Origin of the sequence: Paenibacillus sp. FSL L8-0158 (assembly GCF_038592965.1) — a bacterium.
GTDB classification, from domain to species: domain Bacteria; phylum Bacillota; class Bacilli; order Paenibacillales; family Paenibacillaceae; genus Paenibacillus; species Paenibacillus polymyxa_D.
This window is the reverse complement of record NZ_CP151949.1, coordinates 2,268,956-2,291,003: the sequence shown is the minus strand read 5'-3', so window position 1 is coordinate 2,291,003 and position 22,048 is coordinate 2,268,956. Positions and strand designations below refer to the sequence as shown.

At 45.6% G+C, this 22,048-nt stretch carries 20 protein-coding genes and 1 other annotated feature; of the genes, 6 read left to right on the top strand and 14 right to left on the bottom strand.

Annotated elements, in window-relative coordinates; genetic code table 11:
- Nucleotides 1-24: 24 nt before the first annotated feature.
- Nucleotides 25-1,122 carry a ribosome small subunit-dependent GTPase A gene (rsgA, locus tag NSQ68_RS10585; RefSeq protein WP_342428787.1) on the bottom strand — a complete coding sequence of 366 codons (1,098 nt, stop codon included), beginning with the start codon at nt 1,120-1,122 and terminating at the stop codon, nt 25-27.
- 480 nt (nt 1,123-1,602) lie between these two features.
- Nucleotides 1,603-2,199, bottom strand: coding sequence for a metalloregulator ArsR/SmtB family transcription factor (locus NSQ68_RS10580; RefSeq protein WP_250272063.1), 597 nt, complete (start codon nt 2,197-2,199; stop codon nt 1,603-1,605).
- Nucleotides 2,200-2,495: 296 nt separating this feature from the next.
- Here NSQ68_RS10580 and NSQ68_RS10575 point away from each other — a divergent pair, with 296 nt between their 5' ends.
- From NSQ68_RS10575 to NSQ68_RS10565, 3 genes are all read left to right on the top strand, one after another.
- Nucleotides 2,496-3,467 carry a YpdA family putative bacillithiol disulfide reductase gene (locus NSQ68_RS10575; RefSeq protein WP_342428786.1) on the top strand — a complete coding sequence of 324 codons (972 nt, stop codon included), beginning with the start codon at nt 2,496-2,498 and terminating at the stop codon, nt 3,465-3,467.
- Between the two features lie 22 nt (nt 3,468-3,489).
- On the top strand, nt 3,490-3,933 hold the full coding sequence (locus tag NSQ68_RS10570) for a DUF441 domain-containing protein (RefSeq protein ID WP_039273550.1): 444 nt from the start codon (nt 3,490-3,492) through the stop codon (nt 3,931-3,933).
- A gap of 115 nt (nt 3,934-4,048) precedes the next feature.
- Nucleotides 4,049-4,561: an ADP-heptose synthase gene (locus NSQ68_RS10565; RefSeq protein ID WP_342428785.1), complete on the top strand. Its 513-nt coding sequence runs from the start codon at nt 4,049-4,051 to the stop codon at nt 4,559-4,561.
- A gap of 134 nt (nt 4,562-4,695) precedes the next feature.
- On the opposite strand, the gene NSQ68_RS10560 is transcribed toward NSQ68_RS10565, so the two are convergent.
- Nucleotides 4,696-4,998: a HesB/YadR/YfhF family protein gene (locus NSQ68_RS10560; RefSeq protein ID WP_039273555.1), complete on the bottom strand. Its 303-nt coding sequence runs from the start codon at nt 4,996-4,998 to the stop codon at nt 4,696-4,698.
- Nucleotides 4,999-5,581: 583 nt separating this feature from the next.
- Between NSQ68_RS10560 and NSQ68_RS10555 the strand changes: the two genes are divergently transcribed.
- Together NSQ68_RS10555 and NSQ68_RS10550 are read left to right on the top strand one after the other, a co-directional pair.
- Nucleotides 5,582-7,339 carry an ABC transporter transmembrane domain-containing protein gene (locus NSQ68_RS10555; RefSeq protein ID WP_342428784.1) on the top strand — a complete coding sequence of 586 codons (1,758 nt, stop codon included), beginning with the start codon at nt 5,582-5,584 and terminating at the stop codon, nt 7,337-7,339.
- A complete protein-coding gene (locus NSQ68_RS10550) occupies nt 7,339-9,423 on the top strand; it encodes an ABC transporter ATP-binding protein (protein WP_342428783.1) in 2,085 nt (694 codons plus the stop codon). The genes NSQ68_RS10555 and NSQ68_RS10550 overlap by 1 nt, the downstream gene beginning before the upstream one ends.
- A 124-nt stretch (nt 9,424-9,547) precedes the next feature.
- Here NSQ68_RS10550 and NSQ68_RS10545 read toward each other — a convergent pair whose 3' ends face one another.
- The 3 genes from NSQ68_RS10545 to NSQ68_RS10535 form a co-directional block, all read right to left on the bottom strand.
- Nucleotides 9,548-10,516 (bottom strand): S-layer homology domain-containing protein, encoded by a 969-nt coding sequence (locus tag NSQ68_RS10545; protein ID WP_342428782.1) that lies wholly within the window; start codon nt 10,514-10,516, stop codon nt 9,548-9,550.
- A gap of 262 nt (nt 10,517-10,778) precedes the next feature.
- A complete protein-coding gene (argS, locus tag NSQ68_RS10540) occupies nt 10,779-12,509 on the bottom strand; it encodes an arginine--tRNA ligase (RefSeq protein WP_342428781.1) in 1,731 nt (576 codons plus the stop codon).
- Between the two features lie 62 nt (nt 12,510-12,571).
- Nucleotides 12,572-12,829: a binding site (T-box leader), on the bottom strand.
- 77 nt (nt 12,830-12,906) lie between these two features.
- A complete protein-coding gene (locus NSQ68_RS10535) occupies nt 12,907-13,236 on the bottom strand; it encodes a four-helix bundle copper-binding protein (protein WP_023988251.1) in 330 nt (109 codons plus the stop codon).
- A gap of 261 nt (nt 13,237-13,497) precedes the next feature.
- On the opposite strand from NSQ68_RS10535, the gene NSQ68_RS10530 reads away from it, so the two are divergent.
- Complete coding sequence (locus tag NSQ68_RS10530; protein ID WP_029517048.1) at nt 13,498-14,013, top strand: MogA/MoaB family molybdenum cofactor biosynthesis protein; 516 nt, start codon at nt 13,498-13,500, stop codon at nt 14,011-14,013.
- 66 nt (nt 14,014-14,079) lie between these two features.
- Here the strand turns inward: NSQ68_RS10530 and NSQ68_RS10525 are convergent, their stop codons facing one another.
- From NSQ68_RS10525 to NSQ68_RS10490, 8 genes are all read right to left on the bottom strand, one after another.
- Nucleotides 14,080-15,543, bottom strand: coding sequence for a nicotinate phosphoribosyltransferase (locus tag NSQ68_RS10525; protein WP_342428780.1), 1,464 nt, complete (start codon nt 15,541-15,543; stop codon nt 14,080-14,082).
- A 118-nt stretch (nt 15,544-15,661) separates the two neighbouring features.
- Nucleotides 15,662-16,228, bottom strand: a complete 567-nt coding sequence (locus tag NSQ68_RS10520) for an isochorismatase family cysteine hydrolase (protein ID WP_342428779.1) — start codon at nt 16,226-16,228, stop codon at nt 15,662-15,664.
- A 66-nt stretch (nt 16,229-16,294) separates the two neighbouring features.
- Nucleotides 16,295-17,083 carry an NUDIX hydrolase gene (locus NSQ68_RS10515; RefSeq protein WP_023988247.1) on the bottom strand — a complete coding sequence of 263 codons (789 nt, stop codon included), beginning with the start codon at nt 17,081-17,083 and terminating at the stop codon, nt 16,295-16,297.
- A gap of 65 nt (nt 17,084-17,148) precedes the next feature.
- Nucleotides 17,149-17,571 carry a PaaI family thioesterase gene (locus NSQ68_RS10510; protein WP_342428778.1) on the bottom strand — a complete coding sequence of 141 codons (423 nt, stop codon included), beginning with the start codon at nt 17,569-17,571 and terminating at the stop codon, nt 17,149-17,151.
- A 122-nt stretch (nt 17,572-17,693) separates the two neighbouring features.
- The gene (locus tag NSQ68_RS10505; protein WP_023988245.1) at nt 17,694-18,146 is read right to left on the bottom strand and encodes a YlbF family regulator; all 453 of its coding nucleotides are present in this window, start codon (nt 18,144-18,146) and stop codon (nt 17,694-17,696) included.
- Nucleotides 18,147-18,226: 80 nt separating this feature from the next.
- Nucleotides 18,227-19,780, bottom strand: a complete 1,554-nt coding sequence (gene miaB / locus NSQ68_RS10500) for a tRNA (N6-isopentenyl adenosine(37)-C2)-methylthiotransferase MiaB (RefSeq protein ID WP_307349925.1) — start codon at nt 19,778-19,780, stop codon at nt 18,227-18,229.
- Between the two features lie 300 nt (nt 19,781-20,080).
- Nucleotides 20,081-20,653, bottom strand: a complete 573-nt coding sequence (locus tag NSQ68_RS10495; protein WP_013309962.1) for a phosphate propanoyltransferase — start codon at nt 20,651-20,653, stop codon at nt 20,081-20,083.
- 137 nt (nt 20,654-20,790) lie between these two features.
- Complete coding sequence (locus tag NSQ68_RS10490) at nt 20,791-21,879, bottom strand: low temperature requirement protein A (protein WP_342428777.1); 1,089 nt, start codon at nt 21,877-21,879, stop codon at nt 20,791-20,793.
- Between the last annotated feature and the right edge of the window lie 169 nt (nt 21,880-22,048).

Below are 22,048 nucleotides of genomic sequence, written 5' to 3'. Positions count from 1 at the left end.
TTTGATACTTCACTGTAGTTCGGCTCACCACTCCACATCACGTCGCCAGCCGCTTCGCTGATCCCTACGACCCGGTGTTGTGCTTGAACGGCTATCTTTCCTGCGCCGGTCTGCTTCCTTACGCGCCTGATATTCCAGTTCCCGCTGCATTTTGCGATAATTGTTCACTCTGGATTCCGACAATTCCCCTCTCTCTATAGCTTCCTCCACTGCACATCCAGCTTCGCCCTTATGCTTGCAATCTGCAAAACGGCATTGCTGCGCCGTTTCCATGATATCCGTAAAGGTATGAGCGACACCCATGGAATCATCCCATAGATTAAGCTCGCGCATACCAGGTGTATCCAGAAAAACGGCTTGCTTTGCGATAGGAAAAAGCTGTCTGTGAGTAGTTGTGTGCCTGCCCCGACTGTCTTCCTCCCTCACATCCTGTGTCAGTTGAACCTCAGACCCGGAGAGCCAGTTTACTATCGTGGATTTGCCACTACCGGAAGAGCCTGTCAAAGCAACTGTAGAGCCAGGCTGAAGAAACGTCTCCAGTTGCTCTCTGCCTTCATTCTGCAAAGCAGAAATAACGATAACAGGTACACCAGGGGCAACTCCCTCCGCTTCAGCAACCCGTTGTTCGACATCTTCACAAAGGTCACTCTTACTCAAAACGACAACCGGGTTTACCCCGCTGTTCCAAGCCATAATTAAATACCGTTCCAGTCTGCGCATATTAAAATCATGATTCAGCGCATTAACAAGAAACAGCGTATCCACATTGGTAGCGATCAGCTGCTCCCTCGTCTCAAAGCCCGCGGCCTGTCTAGATATTCGACTTTTCCGCGGCAAGACGGCATGGATGACTGCATCCGACACTTCATCTGGCGTAGTGATTGCTAGCCAGTCCCCTACAGCAGGCATTTCCGCCGGATCGACAATAGCATGTCGTAGCTTACCTGAAGCCACTCCCCAGCGTTCTCCATCCATTGTGATAAGCTTCACCTTTTGTCCATAATCGGCAATCAAGCGGGCAGGACGTACCTGTGTATTTCCTGTGCGTTCCTCAAAGCTTTGCTTCCATTGGTCCCAAAAACCGTTCCAGTAATCAGACCAACCGTATTCATGTATACTCATTGTTTTCCTCCTGAATTCATTGTTCATTTTTGATCGTAATGTTATTTGTTAGGTGTACATTTTTCTCCCCGCATGCAAACAACGCGAAAAATCCGCAGGGGTTTCCCTGCGGAGGGTATACGATTCAGGTCGATGCGATCCGTTCGTTCACTTAAGCAAGCAGTCTCTCACAGACCACTCCCCAGAACCAACAACTGGATAACAAGACGCCTAACCATAAAAAATCCGCAGGGAATCACTCCCTGCGGATTTCGTTGGTTCTACTGTCCAACCAACTGCTAAGCCAAGACTATAGATCTATACAGTCTTTAGCCGTGCATCGTCCGTGCGGGAGACAAGTCATTCTGCTGTTGAACCCATCCATTCATGTTCGTACGCATATAACATCGCCTCCTCCTAAAATTTCCTTTATCATACAAGTCCATCAATTGCCTGTCAAGGCGGCTACGAAACTTTTTTGAAATCTTTGTCAAGTTTTGTTTAGCGTACCTGATCCCAGCGCGTCCACATCTCACGCGGGTTCAATTCGTACATTTCCCGTTCCCTGTACATAAACTGATGCATAATCAGCTCACGCCGAATCGTTGCAAAATCCTCATGGTATTGCTTGATCCACTCGTTTAATTCACGTTCAGGATACATGCGGCCTGGCTCCAGCTTTTCTGCCAGCATCTGAAGTACGATCAATTTTTTCTTATACTGCGCAGGGATTTGGCGCAACTTGCCGTCCTTGGAAAAAAAATTGCGTAAGACCGATGCCTCTAGCGTTTCATTCAACTCTGACATCTCTTCCTCCCCCTCTCCTTTTTCAAAAATAAATCGCACCGTCGCCTCGGCATGCTGCCGGATCAATTCTGGATTCAGTGTAAAATACACCGTGTTTTTATCACGTCGTTCCTTAATCAACCCAGCCTCACGAAGTTTGGAAGCATGATGCGTAACAGTCGGCTGGGACAAATTCAGCTTTTTCGCTAAAGCTTGGCCATGCATCTCCCCACGGGACAAAAGAAGTAATATCCGCATTCGTGTTGGATCAGCAAGCGCTTTATGATAATTGACCATTTTATCCAGTTGCATCGTTATTGCACCTCTTTTCACTAGTACATACTCGCTATGCAAACGAACTTCAATCACATAAATTAGATATATATCTAATTATATATTCACTAAATGTGACTGTCAATCTTCACCGTCTGTCATCTCTTTCTGAAAACGGCTGGATATTGTGTTCGCATTGCGGTAGGATTATTATTTGAAAACTTCTCACATACTGAGCGATTTGCTTCATTCCTGAGATCCGTTTTTAATCGTCAAAATAATGTTAACCCTACAAAACTGGCGTAATAAACCAATACAACTGGAGGTTCAACCAAATGCACGACGTAATCATTATCGGTGGCGGACCCTGCGGACTATCCGCTGCAATCGAATGCAGCCGCAGAGGTTTGCAAACTGTCATTATTGAAAAAAGCAACATCGTTCACTCCATTTTTCTGTATCCGACAAACATGCAGTTTTTTAGTACCGCCGAACTACTGGAAATCGGTGATATTCCATTCAGCACCCCTAATGACAAACCTTTTCGTCATGAAGCACTGGCGTACTATCGTAAGGTGGCCACTCACTATAACTTGAACATTCAGCATTATGAGGAGGCCCAGTCCATTCATCGCCAGGACGACGGTACATTTACCGTACATACCCTGAGCAAAGGAGAAATAACCAAAACGTATTCGTCACGCTATGTCGTTGTGGCTACAGGATATTTTGATCATCCGAACTATTTGGGCATTCCCGGGGAACAATTGGATAAAGTCACTCACTATTTCAGCGAAGCCCATCCCTACACAGGAACCCGGGTCGCAGTTATCGGTGGCAGTAACTCTGCGGTAGATGCTGCGATGGAATTGGTGCGGGTCGGAGCTACGATTGATATGGTATATCGTCGAAGCGAGTTGTCCCAATACATCAAGCCGTGGGTTCGTCCACTGTTTGACAGTATGGTACAAAAAGGGAAGATCACGCTGCATTTAGGCGCACGCATTACCGAAATTCATCCAGACCATGTCGTAGTCACTCCGCTGGACACTGAAGCATTCCGACTCGAAAATGATTTTGTACTGGCACTGACTGGATTTCATCCGGAACGAAAACTACTGGAATCTGTCGGCGTTCATATGACTGAAGATCTGGACAAACCAGAATTTAATCCTGACACGATGGAAACGAACATCCCAGGTATATATGTCGCGGGGGTCATCGCTTCAGGCAGCAATGCCAATGAAGTGTTTATTGAAACAGGCCGCTGGCACGGACGTCAAATCGCGGAGCATATCCAAAGCTAAATATACGAAGGAGAACATCTGTATGGATTACAGCTCACTTATCTTACTGGTATTGGCTGGTCTTGGGATTGTTAGTGGCAACTCTACCGTGACTATTGCCATGGTTGTATTACTGCTGCTGCGGGTAACCAGCTTTCATTCTGCTTTCCCCTGGCTCGAAAAGTATGGCCTGACGATCGGTATTATTATTTTGACGATTGGGGTCATGACCCCTCTAGCCAGCGGTAAAATCAGCATCAATCAGGTGATGGAGTCCTTCCTGCACTGGAAATCATTGCTCGCGATTGGTATTGGGATTCTGGTAGCTTATCTTGGCGGCCGCGGAGTAACTTTGATGTCTGGACAGCCCATTATTGTGACAGGTCTACTGATCGGAACCGTCATTGGCGTTGCCTTCTTTAAAGGAGTTCCTGTTGGACCTCTAATTGCCGCCGGATTGCTTTCCTTGTTAATCGGTCGCAGCTAAATTCGTCCAACAAATATAGGAATAAATGATAGCAATCTGCATGTCGGGCTGAATTCAGTCCCGCTTTGTGGTATACTCATATCGCATAATTTGGTAAATGCAGGAGGCTTGACCGATGTCTCGACAATTTGTAACGGAAGCTGTAATGGTGGCTATATACGGCCAACTCCTTACATCTCCCGACCCTGTGGAATATATAGTGCCTTACACATCACTGCTAGAGCTATACGAATTCCAAGATAGCGCAGAGCCGCTCATGGATAATCCTATGGACGATCAACATGTGAAGCGGAAGGTAAGCGAGTTGATCAGTTATTTTGAAGAACCGTTGAATCAGAAAAAAATTCGGCGTGCCCTTCAGATGCCTTGGGCCAAGAGCTTGCCTATTCTATTCGATGCCAATACATCACTCATAATCATTAATGCTGTTGATACAGCACATTACGGAGAATATTTTGATCCAATTGAGACTGAACTGGTGTTGACAGCTCAGCGTGAATCATTACCTATTCTGACGGATCAATTGGACTGGATTCACCGCATTATCGAAGCTTCCGTACCTGTACATGTGTACGACATTGATGATTTTGATTTTGCACTCGATGGCCCGATACTTAACAACCCTTAACATACGACATACCTGCCTTAACCACAAAAAAGCGGCAGAGCATCATGTACAGGTTCATCTCCTGTAACACGATACTCCGCCGCTTTTCATGTCCAAGAACAACTATTTGCACGCTATGATTTGACAGTGGAGCACTAAGCTTGTCCATCCTCAACATAGGTATAAATAATGTCATCATGTTCCTCCAAATACTTAACTTCCAGATGATGGCCCTTTAGATACCAGTAATCCTGGTCCTCCATATAAAACGTAATGCCAGCCGCTTCATGCTGTAATACGGGGTGCTGCGGAGGCTCTACGGCAATTCCCAGAGAAAAGCCTGGATGCAACCCACCGCCAGAGCTATAGCGAACAAAAAAACGGATCGAATCTCCACGTTTCAAACCAAGCTCCTTAATATACCACTGTGCCGCAGGTTCAGTTACCTGTATGCTCATGCGCTATTCTCATCTCCTTATACAATGGCGTCTGCTAACTATATCATAGCATTTTTTAGAATGACCACCAACCGTCCTAACCCAGCCAGTTTTTTGGACAAGCCAAATACATATTTTTGAAAAAGGTTTGACAATTCGCAAAAAAGGGTGTTAAGATTCAACCATACGAGATCCATTTTGAAATTTATTACCAATTTGAACGATTACTCATGTTAGAATGAACCCATTTTGAGGAAGAAAGGAGTGTTACCGGTGCTAAAATTTCCTATTGCATTTTACCCACATCTACAAACACAACAACTTCATACCGGAGCATCTCCCCTGTCGCATCCTTCAGAATTGGGCCATTCACGTTGTATGGTTTAATACGAGTGGCTGCCTGCGTTTGAGCAGTTTTTCAGTGGTGAGTGTGCTGAAAATACCTGCGCGCCATATGATATTGAGATTTAAGGCATATCGTCTGCGGACGGTATGCCTTTTTTGCGCCTGTTGTCGGATCTTACTTGTGGCAGCAAGCCCTGTTGTTTCTTCAAAATGGTACACAACTCTCGAATGAACTTGTCATGAAAGGATGGGATTCCTCTTGTTTTCAGTACTTAAAAATTTAAGCTGGTTTTTTAAAAGAGAACGAAGCCGATACTCCATTGGACTGTTTTTGCTGATAGCCGTTGGTGTGCTGGAGCTTGCTCCACCTCGGCTGCTAGGTAGTGCCATTGATGAGATTGTGCGTGGTTCAATTTCTTGGTCCTCACTTTGGCGTTATATTTTGTACATCATAGGCATTCTAGCCGTCATCTACTACATTACGTACATATGGATGCACAAGCTGTTTGGTGGTGCCAATCTGGTGGAGCGCTTACTGCGCACCCGCTTTATGAATCATCTACTGCGGATGACCCCTCCATTTTTCGAACGTAATCGCACTGGCGATCTGATGGCTCGTGCTACGAACGACCTTCGCTCCGTAGCAAGTACAGCAGGCTTCGGCATGTTGACACTGACAGACTCTACGGTCTATCTGAGCGTGGTATTAGTTGCCATGGGCACCCTAATCAGTTGGAAGTTGACACTGGCAGCTATCCTGCCCCTACCTTTTATCGCACTGGCTATGAGCATTTACGGTAAAGCCGTTCACGAGCGTTACACACTGGCACAAGATGCATTTGGTGATATGAACGATCAGGTGTTGGAATCCGTGGCTGGTATCCGGGTCATTCGCGCCTATGTGCAAGAGCGAATGGACGAAAAGCGTTTCGCTGATATTACTGACGATGTATTTCGTAAAAATCTGGCTGTCGCCCGGATGGATGCTCTCTTTGAACCGACGATCCGTTTATGTGTAGGACTTAGCTACGTCATTGGACTCGGGTATGGTATTTATCTGGTATTTCATAACGATATCACGCTAGGCGAATTGGTCTCCTTTAATATGTATCTAGGAATGATGATTTGGCCGATGTTTGCCATTGGAGAGCTGATTAACATTATGCAGCGCGGTAGCGCTTCCCTGGACCGGGTCAATGAAACTCTCGATGTCCAGCCAGACGTTCAGGATGCAGCTCAACCTGTTCCAGTAGACCGCCTCGAATCCATCAGGATGAAAGACGTCACCTTCCGTTACCCTACCTCTACTATTGACAATCTGTCACATGTGAGTCTGGAGCTCAAACGCGGAGAAACGCTGGGCGTTGTCGGTAGAACCGGCAGCGGGAAATCCACTCTGCTCAAACAGCTACTGCATGAATATCCGACGGGTAGCGGTGATATTTTAATCTCCGGCATACGTTTGGAGGACATTGCAGTAGAGCAACTACACAGCTGGATCGGCTACGTGCCGCAAGAGCAAATTTTGTTTTCCAAATCGGTGCGCGAGAACATTCAGTTCGGGAAACCTCATGCAGATGATGACGACATTATGGAAGCAATCCGTACTGCTGCCTTCGATCAGGATTTAGGTACCCTGTCTGATGGGCTGGATACACTGGTCGGAGAAAAAGGTATCGCTCTGTCCGGCGGCCAGAAGCAGCGCGTTTCGTTGGCACGTGCCTTTATCGGTGACCCGGATATTCTATTGCTAGACGATGCACTATCTGCAGTAGATGCCCGGACGGAAGCAAGAATTATTGACAATATCCGACGCAAACGCTCGGGTAAAACGACCCTGATCTCCACCCACCGCCTCTCCGCTGTAGAACATGCAGACCGGATCGTCGTGCTGGAGCAAGGACGCATTATTGAGGAAGGAACCCACAGCGAGCTGCTTCAGGCTAACGGATGGTACCGACAACAGTATGAACGGCAACAAGTGGAATCTGATCTGACCTCAGGGGAGGTATCCTAATGAAACCCAATATCGGCAAAAGGCTATTCCAGTACGCGCTGACGAGCAAAGCAGGCTTTATCGCCGCTCTCATCGCTTTGGCTATCGGAGTAGCCGCCGAGCTGGCTGGTCCCTTCATCGCCAAAACGATGATCGACGACCATATGCTCGCTATTGAAAAACCATTTTATGAAACAACTAGTGTGGACGGCACCGTAAGCTATGCGGGAACCCACTTTAAGCGTGAAGATCGCTTTGAGTCCGGGGAGACTAAAGGTCGCGAAGCGAGGATTTTACAAGTTGGAAAATCTTTCGTATTTGTGGATGGCTCGGTTCAAGTGGCTGACGGTAATCGCTCCTTTACGAACGGAACGCTGACTGTGACACGCGGCTCCGACACCTTTCGCTATGAAGCTAAGGCACTGACAGCTGATGAACTGTATAGCTTTTACAAACCGGAAATGCCCGGTATTTTTCAGCTGATTGGTTGGTATTGCTTCTTCCTGATTATTTCCATTTTTGCTGAATTCGGCAAAACATACTGGCTGCAATCCTCGGCGAACAAGGTCATTCAAAAGCTTCGGCTTGATCTCTACGCGCACATCCAGCGGTTGCCAGTTTACTTTTTTGATAACTTGCCTGCAGGCAAAGTCGTATCCCGTGTTACGAATGACACTGAGGCAGTCAAAGATTTGTTTGTGGCTGTGCTCTCAAATTTCACTTCTGGGATTGTGACGATGGCAGGAGTATATGTTGCACTCTTTTTGCTGGACTTCAGACTGGGTCTTATCTCTCTGTTTATTGTACCGTTACTGATCTTGTGGATTGTATTGTATCGCAAGGTTGCCACCCGTTATAATACGATCATTCGGTCCAGACTCAGTGAAATTAATGCGATTATCAATGAATCGATTCAAGGGATGTCCATTATTCGCGTATTCCGACACCAGAAACAAACGCAGCAAGAGTTTGAAGAACTGAATGATGACTATATGAAGCATCAGAATAAAATGCTGAATTTGAACGCCTTCACTTCGCACAATTTAGTCAACGTGTTGAGAAATCTCGCCTTTGCCGTCGTGTTGTGGTATTTCGGATCTGAGGCGCTCGGAACGACAGGTAGTGCTGTTTCACTAGGCGTATTGTATGCCTTCGTCGATGTGCTGGGACGACTGTTCCAACCTATGACGGGGATGGTCAACCAACTCGCCGTACTGGATACTTCCATCGTATCCTCAGGACGCGTATTTGAGTTGATGGACGAAACTGGAGAGCCAGTGACGGACGGCACGATGCCGCGCTACAAAGGCCAGGTAGAGTTTAACGACGTTTCCTTTGCTTACAAAAAGGATGATGTACTTAAACATATTTCCTTTACAGCACACCCCGGGCAAACAGTTGCCCTTGTTGGACATACCGGATCAGGCAAAAGTTCGATTATCAACCTGCTATTCCGGTTCTATGATCCGCAAAAAGGAACGATCACCATTGACGGAACGTCTGTCAAAGACATCCCTAAGCAATGGCTTCGCCATCATATGGGTATTGTTCTTCAAGATCCATATTTGTTCACAGGTACGGTAGCCTCCAATGTCAGTCTCGGAGACAGCCGAATCACGAGAGAACAGGTGAATAAAGCACTGCATGATGTTGGAGCCGACAAATTACTGGCCCATTTGCCGCAAGGATTTGATGAGCCCGTTATTGAGAAAGGCAGTACCTTGTCAGCCGGGCAACGCCAGCTTATTTCCTTCGCTCGTGCGCTAGCCTTTGATCCCGCAATTTTAATCCTGGATGAAGCTACCGCCAATATTGACACCGAAACGGAAGCGCTCATCCAATCCGCTCTTGAGGTGCTCAAGAAGGGACGTACGACCTTTATCATTGCTCACCGTTTGTCCACCATTCGCAGTGCGGACCAAATTTTGGTGCTGCATCGGGGTGAAATTGTTGAACGGGGTAGCCATGACGAGCTTATGGCCCAAGGCGGGCGTTACTTCCAAATGTATCAGCTCCAGTCGGGAACAGTTGCAACAGAATCAGATTCAATCTCTGCTACGCCTCCTGCGCAAAATGACTTACTTACTGGCAAAGTCAGCATTTAAAGCTTGAATGCCCTATTGCTTAGGGCTAACGATGAACATTTGGCATGAAAAAAACCAGCAAGTCTCCCCCACAAATTGGAGGCTCGCTGGTTTTATTTATATCTATAACATATGGCTTGTAATTTTATTTAGCTACAGATGTGCCTGTTCCTGTGGGCGGAAGCACTGTTCCATCTACCGCTTTGAGCGTAACCTTATACTTGCTGTCTACCAATGTACTTGTATGGGTATCCGTAATGACCTGAATGTTCATTTCCCCTGGCTTTGGACTAGTCAGCTTGTAGTAAATTACTGCATTCGTATCATCTACGTAGTCGATGTGATCTACTTCAATGCCGTAACCTGGATTAGGTGCCTGCAAACGAGTAATTGTCACTTTGTTCTGCTGGTCATTCGACTTCTCTATACTCATACTAATGTTATTTTGTTGAACCGGATCTGCAGGCTCAGCCGAATTTTCAGGAGTGGATTCAACTGGTTTATGATTTTGCACAAATTCGGATGCGTTATAGACCATTTCTGCTGCCTCCATCCGCGTTACTTTACGATCCGGGTTAAAGTTGCTCTGTTCGTCCAATTTTGCAATTTTGGTCAATAGCAAGAATTGAACTGCTGCGTTTGATTCCTGGTCTAGTTTTTTGCCATCCGCTACATTAATTAACATACGGACAGTTGGATATTCACCCGTTGCACTCACTGCTTTATACAGAATATTCGCAAATTGTTCTCTTGTCATACGGGTGCTTGGATCAATATCTGGTGACAAAGGGATTTGGTGTTGGGCTGCAATCCGATAGGACTGGGCATACCATGCGGAAGCCGGAATGTTTGCAAAGGAACCCGTTGTGAAATCAGGCATTACCTGAAGATCCATTGCACGAACAACCAAGTGTACTCCTTGTGCATACGTGAGCGTTTGATCCGGTGCAAATTTATCCTTGGTTATTCCTTGAATAATTCCTTTGTCCTGAAGTGAGTTTACGATCTTCTCCTGTTCAGCTCCCTTTATATCCAGAAAAGCAGAAGCCGACGTAGCCACTGCTAATGAGCAGACGACAAGCAGGGCAGCTGTCACACTTTTGTTCTTTTTCATGAGATACACCTCCATGTTTACTTTGCTTCTATACTTACCGACGCAATAGAATCATCAAATGTTTCAAATATGCACAAATTGGTTGCAAAACAGTGGTATTCCTGCGATTAGTGTACCCGTCTAACTCTTTTCTGCTCACAATATTTGTGCATACCCAAAAGTGCCTGTAACAGATTAATCTTTTACAGTATTCCTTTGGAAGAGCCAGGTATGGGTAGCAGTCATCCCCCCAGCAAAAACTCGCTCCCTTTGTTCGCTTTGCTTACATCCGATTCGGTGCTTTCAGACCAAGAAGTTGCAGCGCGCATGCCAGAATATCCGCAGTTTGTTCCGCCAACTGAATACGCCATTGTCCACCATCGACAATCCTTTCTTTGGCGTAAAACCGGTTAAACGCCTGGGCCGTATCCAATGCAAATCTCGCAATTACCGAAGGCTCTAGTTGGCGAGCCGCACGTATCAGTTGGCCGTGATAGCGACCCAATTGCTTAAGCAGCGCCCAACCTGCGTCACCCAACATTTCATCCGATACGTCATTCAAATCATGAGAATGACTATCTTGCACAAGGTCGTTGTCGCTAGGATTAGTATTAACATCAACATCAGCGCGAGCGTGAGCTTTCTCCAGAAGGCTGCGTATGCGCGCATGGGTATACTGGACATAAGGCCCGGTCTCGCCTTCAAAGGTCAGCGCCTCCTCCAACGAAAAATCCACTTCATTCAGCCGGTTGTTTTTTAAATCACCAAAAATAATCGCCCCGATGCCAACGTCCTCCGCTATTGCCTGTTGTTCCTGTAAACCAGGGTTCTTCTGAGTAATGATGCCTTGAGCACGCGCTACAGCTTCATCCAGCACCTCCTCCAGCTCCACAACCTTGCCACGTCTTGTGGACATTTTCTTACCCGCAAACCGCATTAACCCAAACGGCACATGCTCACATTGCTCCGCCCATGCCTCCCCTGCATGCTTCAGCACCGCAAACACCTGCTGGAAATGCAACTTCTGTTCTCCACCAACGACGTACAGCAACCGATCAGCCTTCATCACTTCATGACGATAAATCGCTGTTGCCAGATCACGTGTCGGATAAATGGTGGTCCCATCCTTTTTCAGAATAAGACACGGAGGCAGTTCCTCTTCTTCCAGACGAACTACGAGCGCGCCATCACTTTCCTCCAACAATCCTTTTGCTCTTAATTGATCAATAACTGCCTGCATCTTATCATTGTAAAAACTTTCTCCCAGCACATGGTCAAATGTAATGTTTAGACGTTGGTACATACGATCAAATTCACCCAGACTGACTTCAACAAAAAACTCCCATAGTTGTTGAGCCTCAGCATCCTCATGTTCCAAACGTCGAAACCACTCGCGGCCTTCATCCTCCAAAGTCGGATCATGCTCGGCCTCCTGATGAAAACGCACATATAGCTTCAGCGATTCACCAATTGGATCATGTTGTAACTGCTCCTCATTTCCCCATCTTTTATAGGCCGCAATTTGCTTGCCAAACTGTGTTCCCCAATCCCCAAGATGATTCACACTAATAGGTACATAACCTGTTTCACCAAGTATGCGATACAAGGCAGCACCGATAACCGTAGAGCGAAGATGACCGATACCAAACGGTTTGGCAATATTAGGCGAGGACATATCAATAACTACCCGCTGTCCGTGCCCGATATTGGGTTTGAGGAAATCTGCCTTGCTCAATTCAGCAAGCATAAGCGGAATATGAACCGATCGATCCAAGGTTATGTTTACATAGGCACCCGATGCTGAAGCGGTTAAACCTTCCTCATGGCCTACTAGCTCCGCCAATTCCAGTGCAATGTGCTGCGGAGACTTTCGAAACTTTTTAGCCAGCACAAAACACGGAAACGCCACATCTCCCCATTCGGGCTGCGGAGGCGCCTCAAATAAAGATAAAATTTCTTTTTCCTCCAAGCCCGTATGGGCCAATACCGCTTGAGCAGCAATCCTCATTAACATGATGATCTCTCTCCTTCTTTTTATAGAATCTAACAAAAAAAGCCCCCGCCTCTTGAAATCATTCAAGAGACGAGAACTTCAATATCCCGCGGTACCACTCTTCGTAAATCGGTTGTGCAGCTAAAGCTAACTTACACAAATCGCGATTTCACTCCAATGACTAATAACGGTGTCTGCCGGGCTGATCTACTAGAAGTTCTGCTCGTTGGATCAACCGTCTCCCGGGTGCGCTTCACATCGGATCTCATACCGGCTTCCACCTCATCCGGCTCGCTGTAATGATACGGCTCCGCTGCTACTCTCCCGTTCCATGACGTTAATTCCAATCATTATACAAACCTATTCAGTAGAAAGCAACCTTTTATTTCCTCTTCAGGCACTAGTTCCATATATGTAATTACACTGCCACCAATTGGCGGCAGGCCTGAACGCAACGACGGCAGGCTTCTGCACAATGTTTGCAATGATCATGAGAATGCTTGCTGCATTCAGCAGCACATACCTCACAGGCCTTGGCGCACAGCTCACAGATTTGCTCGGCAAAATCCGTTCCGCGCTGCAGCATTTGAGCAGCAAATCCGCATATTTCTGCACATTCCCTACTCACTCGAATACATTCACGCAGCATAGCTAAATCATATTCCTTCAAACTCGCTACGTAACATACGTTGCAAGCGTTCATACATTCTAGGCAAGCATCCACGCATTGTTGGTATGAATGATTCATATTACATTACCTCCCAGTTGTTGACCCTGCTGTACTATTACCCGCTGTCCCTTGAGGTTAATCATTTGATGTGCGCGCTTTCAATAAAACAAAGCAATATAATCCCGACTTATGTAAGGAAGTGTACTATATTCCAGTGTGCAAATGCAAGGATATTAATCACATGGATTTTTAGCCCCTGTTTCTGACTTGCATACGCTCAGTCATTGCTCTATTGTAAAAAGTGTATGTCTAACCACCGATCAAGGAGTGAACATTTTAATGAATATGTCTTCTGTAGAGGAACACCGTCAGGAATCCCCCCAACAAGTGAATTGCATGGTCGTGACTGTCTCGGACACACGCACCGTGGAAACAGATACTGGGGGACGACTGCTCATGGATCTACTAGAAACCAATGGATATACAGTTGTTCGATATGTCATCGTTAAGGATGACTACGAAGGTATTCAGCAGTTAGTATCCGAAGCAGCGGCACAGGATGACATCGAGGCTGTTCTTTTGACAGGTGGTACCGGTATTTCTCCACGTGATACTACATATGAAGCTGTCTCCTCTCTACTGGATAAGGAACTACCTGGCTTTGGGGAAATCTTCCGTTATTTAAGCTTTGCTGAGGACATTGGTTCAGCAGCTATATTAAGCCGGGCTGTAGCTGGCACTGTGGGCCAAACAGCTGTATTTTCTATGCCTGGCTCACGCGGAGCCGTTCGTTTGGCAATGGAACGCATTATTGTCCCTGAGCTACGACATGTGATGAGAGAAATTTATAAATAAGCTCCTATTTCCCACATGCTCCAACACAAAGAGGCACCCCATGCATTCATGAGGTGCCTCTTCCAGCTATTCTTTTTCTTCAACTTCGGGCTGCATATAGCTGTCGATCAGCTTTTGCTTCAGCTCCCATACCTTCTCGCTTAGATTTACACGATAAATTTCAGGGTTCAACTTCCGCAAATATTCTGGCCAGAACAGTTTCAACTGTGAAGTATGGTAGGCACGAATTTCATCCAGCTCGGGAAGCTCATATACCTTCTGTCCATTTATAAAAATAGGCTCAAGCATCGGCACGGCTTCGTAATTTTCTACATACTTCTTCATATACGGATGCAAAGGGTTAAACAGCTTCAGGCGCTTACCATTACGCGGACGCTCTTCATCCGGGAAAGAAATATAATCAGCTACGGCTCTCCCTTTTTTCTTATCCACAATGCGATATACATCCTTTTTGCCTGGTGTGGATACTTTTTCTGGGTTACCCGAGATCTTGATCGTCGGCAACATTTCGCCATCCACTTCACGTTCAACCAGCTTGTACACCCCGCCGAGCGATGGTTGATCTGAAGCCGTAATAAGCTGTGTTCCTACACCCCACACATCAATACGTGCCCCTTGGGCTTTCAGGTTAAAAATCGTATTTTCATCCAAATCATTGGAAGCTACAATTTGTACGTAATCCAAACCTTCAGCATCGAGCATTTTCCGCGCCTGAATGGATAGATAAGCCAAGTCACCGCTATCCAGACGGATTGCATTCATACGCTTGCCCTGACTCTCCAGCATTTTTGCTGTCCGAATCGCATGAGGAACACCGCTTTCCAGCGTGTCAAAGGTGTCTACCAGCAGTGTAACCTGATCTGGCAAAACCTTCGCATACACGTCAAACGCCTCCTGCTCCGTCATAAAGGTCTGCACCCATGAATGGGCATGTGTCCCCTTCGTCGGAATTCCAAAATGTTCGCCTGCCAGCATATTAGAAGTCGCGTCAAAACCAGCCACATAAGCTGCTCGTGCTCCCCAAATCGCTGCATCTGCTTCCTGCGCACGCCGTGTTCCAAATTCGAGCAATGTATCATCACTTGCCACCTGCTTGATGCGCGATGCCTTTGTCGCAATAAGTGTCTGATAGTTCATAAAATTCAGCAATGCCGTCTCGACAAGCTGCGTTTCCATAATCGTTCCTTCAACACGTACCAGAGGCTCGTTTGGAAAAACAAGTGCCCCTTCTTTCATCGAATGGACCGTTCCACCGAACTTAAACTGGCGAAGCGCCTCCATGAACATGGGATCGTACTTCTCCTCCTGTTCAGACAGGTAGCGAATGTCCTCTTCTGTAAACCGCAAATTTGCAATATAATTCACAATGCGTTCCAGACCCGCGAACACGGCATATCCATTACCAAAAGGGAGTTTACGAAAATACGCCTCGAACACAGCTTTACGCTGGTGACTTCCGTTCACCCAGTGGGCGTACATCATATTAATCTGATATTTATCTGTATGTAATGCGAGGCTCGTTGACTGCATTGTAATCATCCTCTCTGACTGTCCCCAGGTTTGTGGCGCTACCGCCTCATCTGCCCAGATTCAGCAATATCCGGCTCCATTTTGTTATCGGACATTGGTGCACAATCGTTAAGTTATTTTACTTCTTCTGGCGTAAAACCGCATTCTCAGCCGATCGTACCGCGGCTCCAAGACTTCCCTCAAAATGACCCAAAGCCCAATCATGTCCAGCTTGATTAAAGCTCGCCACAGCGTCCTTGTATACAGTAATAGCAAAACCTTTGTTATAAGCATCTACAGCCGTATGCAGCACACATATATCCGTACACACACCAATCAGATGAACTTCCAGAATACCACGTTCACGAAGCCTGAGCTCCAGATCTGTGCCCGCAAAAGCACTATACCGTGTTTTATCCAACCAGTAGATGAGATCACTTTGTTGCTCATAGAGGCTATGGAGCTTGCCATACAAATGTCGTCCGTTGGTTCCACGTATATTATGTGGAGGAAACAGCTTGCTCTCCGGGTGATAAAGGTCGTTCTCCTCATGCAAATCCACAGCCATGACGACAAAGTCCCCTTGATCTACATATGCCTGCGTAATTGCTGCGATCCGTTCATCCAACTCAATCGCAGGTTGTCCTACAGGCAAACTACCGTCCACAAAATCTTTCGTGTAATCAATCACAATTAGTGCCTGCATCGTACGGTCAGCTCCTTATCCTCAAAGTGAAATTGTACGTTCTATGCGTAACCTATTCATTAGCCGTTACGTGTAGATAGATAAACGCGGTACTCTGTCACTAAAACGGTACAACTGTGCCGGTCTTTGTGAATACTGGTTGGAACTGAGCGGTTTGCCGTTCTCATCACGCACCTCTTCCAGAATTCCCTGTCTGCTACGAGTCGATGTTATTTTGCGAATAAAATTTGGCTCTTCGAAGTCCGGTACGACACTCTGAATCACCTGATATAATTCACCCAGTGTAAAATGTAGCGGTAAAAACTGCTTGGCGATCGTCGTCTGAAGCATCTGCAACTGAATTTTGCGATAAGCATCTACTATGATATCCCGGTGATCGAATGCCAGCTCCAATTCCTCTAACGCTTCGCGGATTGTGAATAGCCCGACCTCGGAAGCATCATCGGCCGCCTGACGCTGTTCCAACATCCATTCTTCTACCAGCGCAAAAAACGCATGCGATATAATCCACCCGCGCGGATCACGTCCCGGTCCACTATATACACCCAAATACTCCAGATGCCCGCCGTCCACACCCGTTTCCTCTAACAGTTCCCGCTTTGCAGCTCCATACATGGATTCATCTTCCTGACAAAACCCTCCAGGCAACGCCCAGCGTCCTGCAAACGGCCAGCTGCGGCGCTTGATGAGCATCACTTTCAGCTCCCGAATCGGCAATGTCTTTGTTACCGTCTTGCGCTCCCGCTTCGTTAAGGTAAACATAACGATATCCGCCGGAGCTCCATCCGGAGTGCGATATTTCTTAATGTTGTACGACGCCTTTTGCGCCTCTTCGTTTATACGATTGCTATCCATTGGCATCACCATATTATATCGTTTTGATAAATTCATTATGACATAATAAAAATTTTTGTCAAGCGTCAGGCCTTGCCTGAATCACTTGCTTGTGTACGTAATACTCGGAAGGTTGCTGTAGATATAGACCCGAGTGTGCCTTCGCTATCCCTTACTTCCGCCTCAGTGGTTATAGTACGACCTCCCTGATGAAGAATCCGCGCCCTAACCTCCAGTCGTCCTTGCCTCATGGCTGACAAGAAATGAACATTCAGGTTCGTCGTTACACATGGATCCATATTTCGTGAAGCCATACTGACCATCCCCATCGCCTGATCCATCAATGAAGTAAGTACACCCCCATGGACGATACCCATCACATTGGTATGCTCTTGTTTGGCCTCCAAAGCGATCAGTACCTCGTTTGCATCAGCTGCAATCAGCTCACACCCTAAATACTCCCAAAAAGTATTATTTTCGCCCTCTAGCATCTTACCCAACTTATCCATTCCCTTGCTTCCATCCCTTCTATGTTGTCCCATTTCTCTTGATGTCTTATAAAGATATACGATGGCAAATTGCTTTCGAAAAAAAGGCGTGGAAGCTACGCCTCCACACCATAAATTTCATTTTAATCACTGCAATTCGACGAGGAAGTACTTTTTCCCTCTTCAACGTTCACCTTCTCAGCAACGGTATCACGGATCGCCATGATCACCATTTGCAGTAGCTCATTAATTTCCACCTGACTCTGCTGAAACTCCGTTACAATTGGAATACCATCAAGTTCTTCCTGTAGCTCCTGTAGCTCGGCCTCTATTTTGGCAATCATTTTTTGATTCTTTAAGGATTCAAATGCAACAATTTCCTTTTGCTTCTTTTTCATCGTTGCAATCAGTTGCTGAATGCGCCCATGATCCTGAATCTTTTCTTCTGCTTTCCGGAATACCTGTACTTCCTCACTGCTACCCAAAATACCTGCTAATTCTTTGGCTTTTGCCAATATCATTTCGCGATTGACCAAATGATCATGCTGGCGCGCCGCCGATTGAAGTTCTGTTTGTTGCAACCGCTCCTCTGTCATTGTCCATCGCTCCTTTTCTCACTTAGACGGCCTTGCACACAACCTTACTCAGACCGCATGCAACCCGCTAGAATATTCTTTTATCCGTTAACTGCTACAGCCGTTTCAACCAGATCACCTTTGATGTAAAAGGTCATAGGTTCCGTAATTTTCACTTGGACAAAGGAACCAATCAGGTCCTGAGAACCCTCAAAATGTACAAGCTTATTGGAACGGGTCCGACCAGCAAGCACTTTGCTGTCATTTTTACTCTCGCCTTCCACCAGCACTTCAACCACTTCGCCACGCAATCGACTATTAAAGCGAAGGCTGTTTTGGTTCACAGCAATGTTCAGACGCCGGAGACGCTCTTTTTTGACCGACATAGGCACATTATCTTCCATCGAAGCTGCTGGCGTACCTTCACGTGGTGAATAAATGAATGTGTAGGCAAAGTCATAGCCGACCTCACGCACCAGAGATAGAGTATCTTCAAACTGCTCGTCTGTTTCGCCCGGGAAACCTACGATGATATCTGTTGTCAGAGAAACATGCGGGACAGCTTCTTTAATCTTCGCTGCCAGTTCCAGAACACGCTCACGGGTATATTTTCGGTTCATTTTCTTCAATATATCCGTATTACCGGATTGAACAGGCAGATGGATATGCTCCACCAAATTGCCACCCTTACCGAGCACTTCTACCAAATGGTCATCAAAATCACGTGGATGTGATGTCGTAAAACGTACACGCGGGATATTGATTTTGCGCATATCATCCATCAGATCCCCGAATCTGTAATTCAAATCTTTCAAATCCTTACCATAAGCGTTAACATTCTGCCCCAGTAAGGTGATTTCTTTAAAGCCTTGACGTGCCAAATCCCGTACTTCAGCGATAACATCCTCTGGACGACGGCTTCTTTCCTTACCACGTGTAAAGGGAACAATGCAATAGGTGCAAAATTTATCACAACCGTACATAATGTTCACCCAAGCCCGCATACCCTCGCGCTTCTTCGGCAAGTTTTCGATAATGTCGCCTTCCTTAGACCACACTTCGACTACCATTTCTTTGCTAAAGAGTGCTTCCTTGACGAGCTGAGGCAGACGATGAATATTATGGGTACCAAAAATCATATCGACAAAACCGTGTTTTTGCATAATCCGGTTAACGACATTCTCTTCTTGTGACATGCAGCCACACACGCCGAGCAGCAGTCCTGGCTTTTCTGTTTTGAGATGCTTGAGGTGACCCAGCTCGCCAAACACTTTATCCTCCGCATTTTCACGGATAGCACAAGTGTTCAGTAAAATGATGTCTGCTTCCTTCCGATCCTCGGTGGCCTGGTAGCCCATTTGCTCCAGCAAGCCTTTTATGGTTTCGGAATCATGCTCGTTCATTTGGCAACCAAATGTGTATACGATGTAATGCTTTCCCTTACCGATATGCTTTAGCTCATCCGGGACTGCGTTATCATACAATACCTGTACATCCTCTTTACCACGTTGCTTTTCTTTTCTATGGTTCGGCTCCGCCATAATGTTGATTTCACGTCCGCGAATACGGATTTTTTTGCTATGCTCATCTTCAGAAATAATCTTCGCATCCGAGAAATCAAAATATTTGGAGTAATCTTTTGTTTTCTTTTCCATTCCTTAGTCACTCCTTACACCATCTATTTCACGAGCTAATTTGTGATTTTACTGTATCTTTAGGCATGGGTAAATTTATTTTAAGTTCTAAAAAACCTTTAAAAAAGGCATTACGCTAAATTATAGCATGATTTATAGGCCATCGCCATAGATCAACCGCAGATACCATTGAGTGCAAAGTGAACTCATGTTCTTTTTGTACATAAGTGAAGTATTTGTGAATTATATAGTATGTAAAAAGTCCGATTCTTTTGCAAGAATCGGACTCTTTAAGCCTTCCGGCATTTAAATACGTGTATATTAGTCTACGATTTCAGCGTTGTCACCGTTTTTCACACCGGCTCCGTTCGCTTCATCTGTATCAATGTGCATATCCAAAGCAAAAGAATCGGACACACGTGCAAGAACATTTTCAAATACAAGGCCACGTTCGCCGCCGACACGTACTTTCAGCAACTGCTTGTCCTTAATGTCCCATTTAGCTGCATCAGATGTATGGAAATGAATATGGCGGGCTGCTACAATCACACCTTCTTGCAGTTCCACTTCACCAGCTGGTCCTTTTACTGTGATTCCTGGTGTACCATCAATGCTACCAGATTCGCGTACAGGTGCTTTTACACCAATAGCAAAGGAATCAGTGCGAGAAATTTCCAGTTGGGAAGCAGGACGAGCAGGTCCCAAAATGCGAACCTTATCAAATTGGCCCTTAGAACCAATTACAGCTACCGTTTCATTTGCGGCAAATTGTCCTGGTTGGGACAAAGGTTTAAATTCAGTTAATTGATAGCCTGCTCCGAACAAAATTTCAATATGCTCTTGAGTCAGGTGAATATGACGGGCGGAAACGCCGACAGGTACGATTTTACTCATCGTGTGGTCACTCCTTTTTCTCTATACAATACTTTACACATCCATGCTATTATACTCCTATTTTGCCAAGAAAGAAAAGGAGAGCGTATAAAGTTCCCTTTTTCGCCCCAATCAGCGTTAAATATCATCCCTATAAATCAAACCGTCGTTTTAGCGAACAGAAGAAAGAAAAGCATGATTTCAGCTACAATGAGATGAGGGGGGACGACAATAAATATATTAAGGATAAACAGGACACAGAGTATTCCAGTTAAGAAAAAAATGATTCTGAGACGAGGTTTAAGATGACTTAATCTGTACTGATGGAATACCAGTAAAACCGACAAAAAGTAAATAAAAACAGAAGCAAAGGTAAAGCAAAGCACAAAGATATAGTCTACTTGTCCCAAAAACAAGAGCTGAATCGAAGCAGCTAGCATGCTAAGGGAAAGATAAATAAACAAATGGCCATAAATAATAGTCTGTCCTGCTGATTGTTTTGATTTATCTACGCGCTTCTCCATATTCTCAAAATATTGCCACCAGATTGCGATGACTAATACAAAAGCCAAAGCAGCAAATACAACAGAAGAAACCGTAAAATGATCGGATTGTAAAACAGAAAGCATACTTATCACAGATTCGCCAAGCAGAATTAAGGTGAACTGTGCAAAGCGTTCTAAAAGATGCTCCGTATGGATTGGTGTGATCACCAACTTTTTACGACCAATCAAAGGAACGAGGATATCAACAGCTATACCGGTATATAAAATCAAATATCGGACCCAAGAGTCAAAGAATAAGGAGAAACTAGAGATGACTATTCCAATCCAAAAATAGGTTCCGAAAAAACGAGCTGTTTCCTGTTTATGAGCCGTTTCTTTGGGTGCCGAAAGTAAATATTGAACGACAGTTAAACCTCTTAACCCAATATAGCCAACAAAAAAAGATACGTAATACGCATCAAAATCTATATTCAAGCTGGCAGTCATGATTAACACGAAAAACAATTGCAGAATCATAAAGATTCGATGCGTTATACTGTCTTGACCAAAACGGTTGTTGTAGACAGTTTGCCCCACCCAAGCCCACCATATCGGGATAAAAATCATAATAAACTTTTCCATATGTTCCCACGAGATACTACCATGCTCAACATGTAGTAAAACATGAGTGGCCTTAGAGACAGCAGCTACGAATAGTAAGTCATAAAAGAGCTCAAGCCAGGTAACCTTTTTTATTAACATTGTGTAATGGAGCCCCCTCTGATATGGCGGTGCAGCATGGTGTCCCGTCAGTCTTGCTCCAACGTCTGCCGTATTTATGTTTATTTTAGCACCATGAAATTCTAAGATGCTCCAATTATTTCGTAATCGTTCTCACTTTGTCAAGATATTCGCACCCAAAAACAACTCC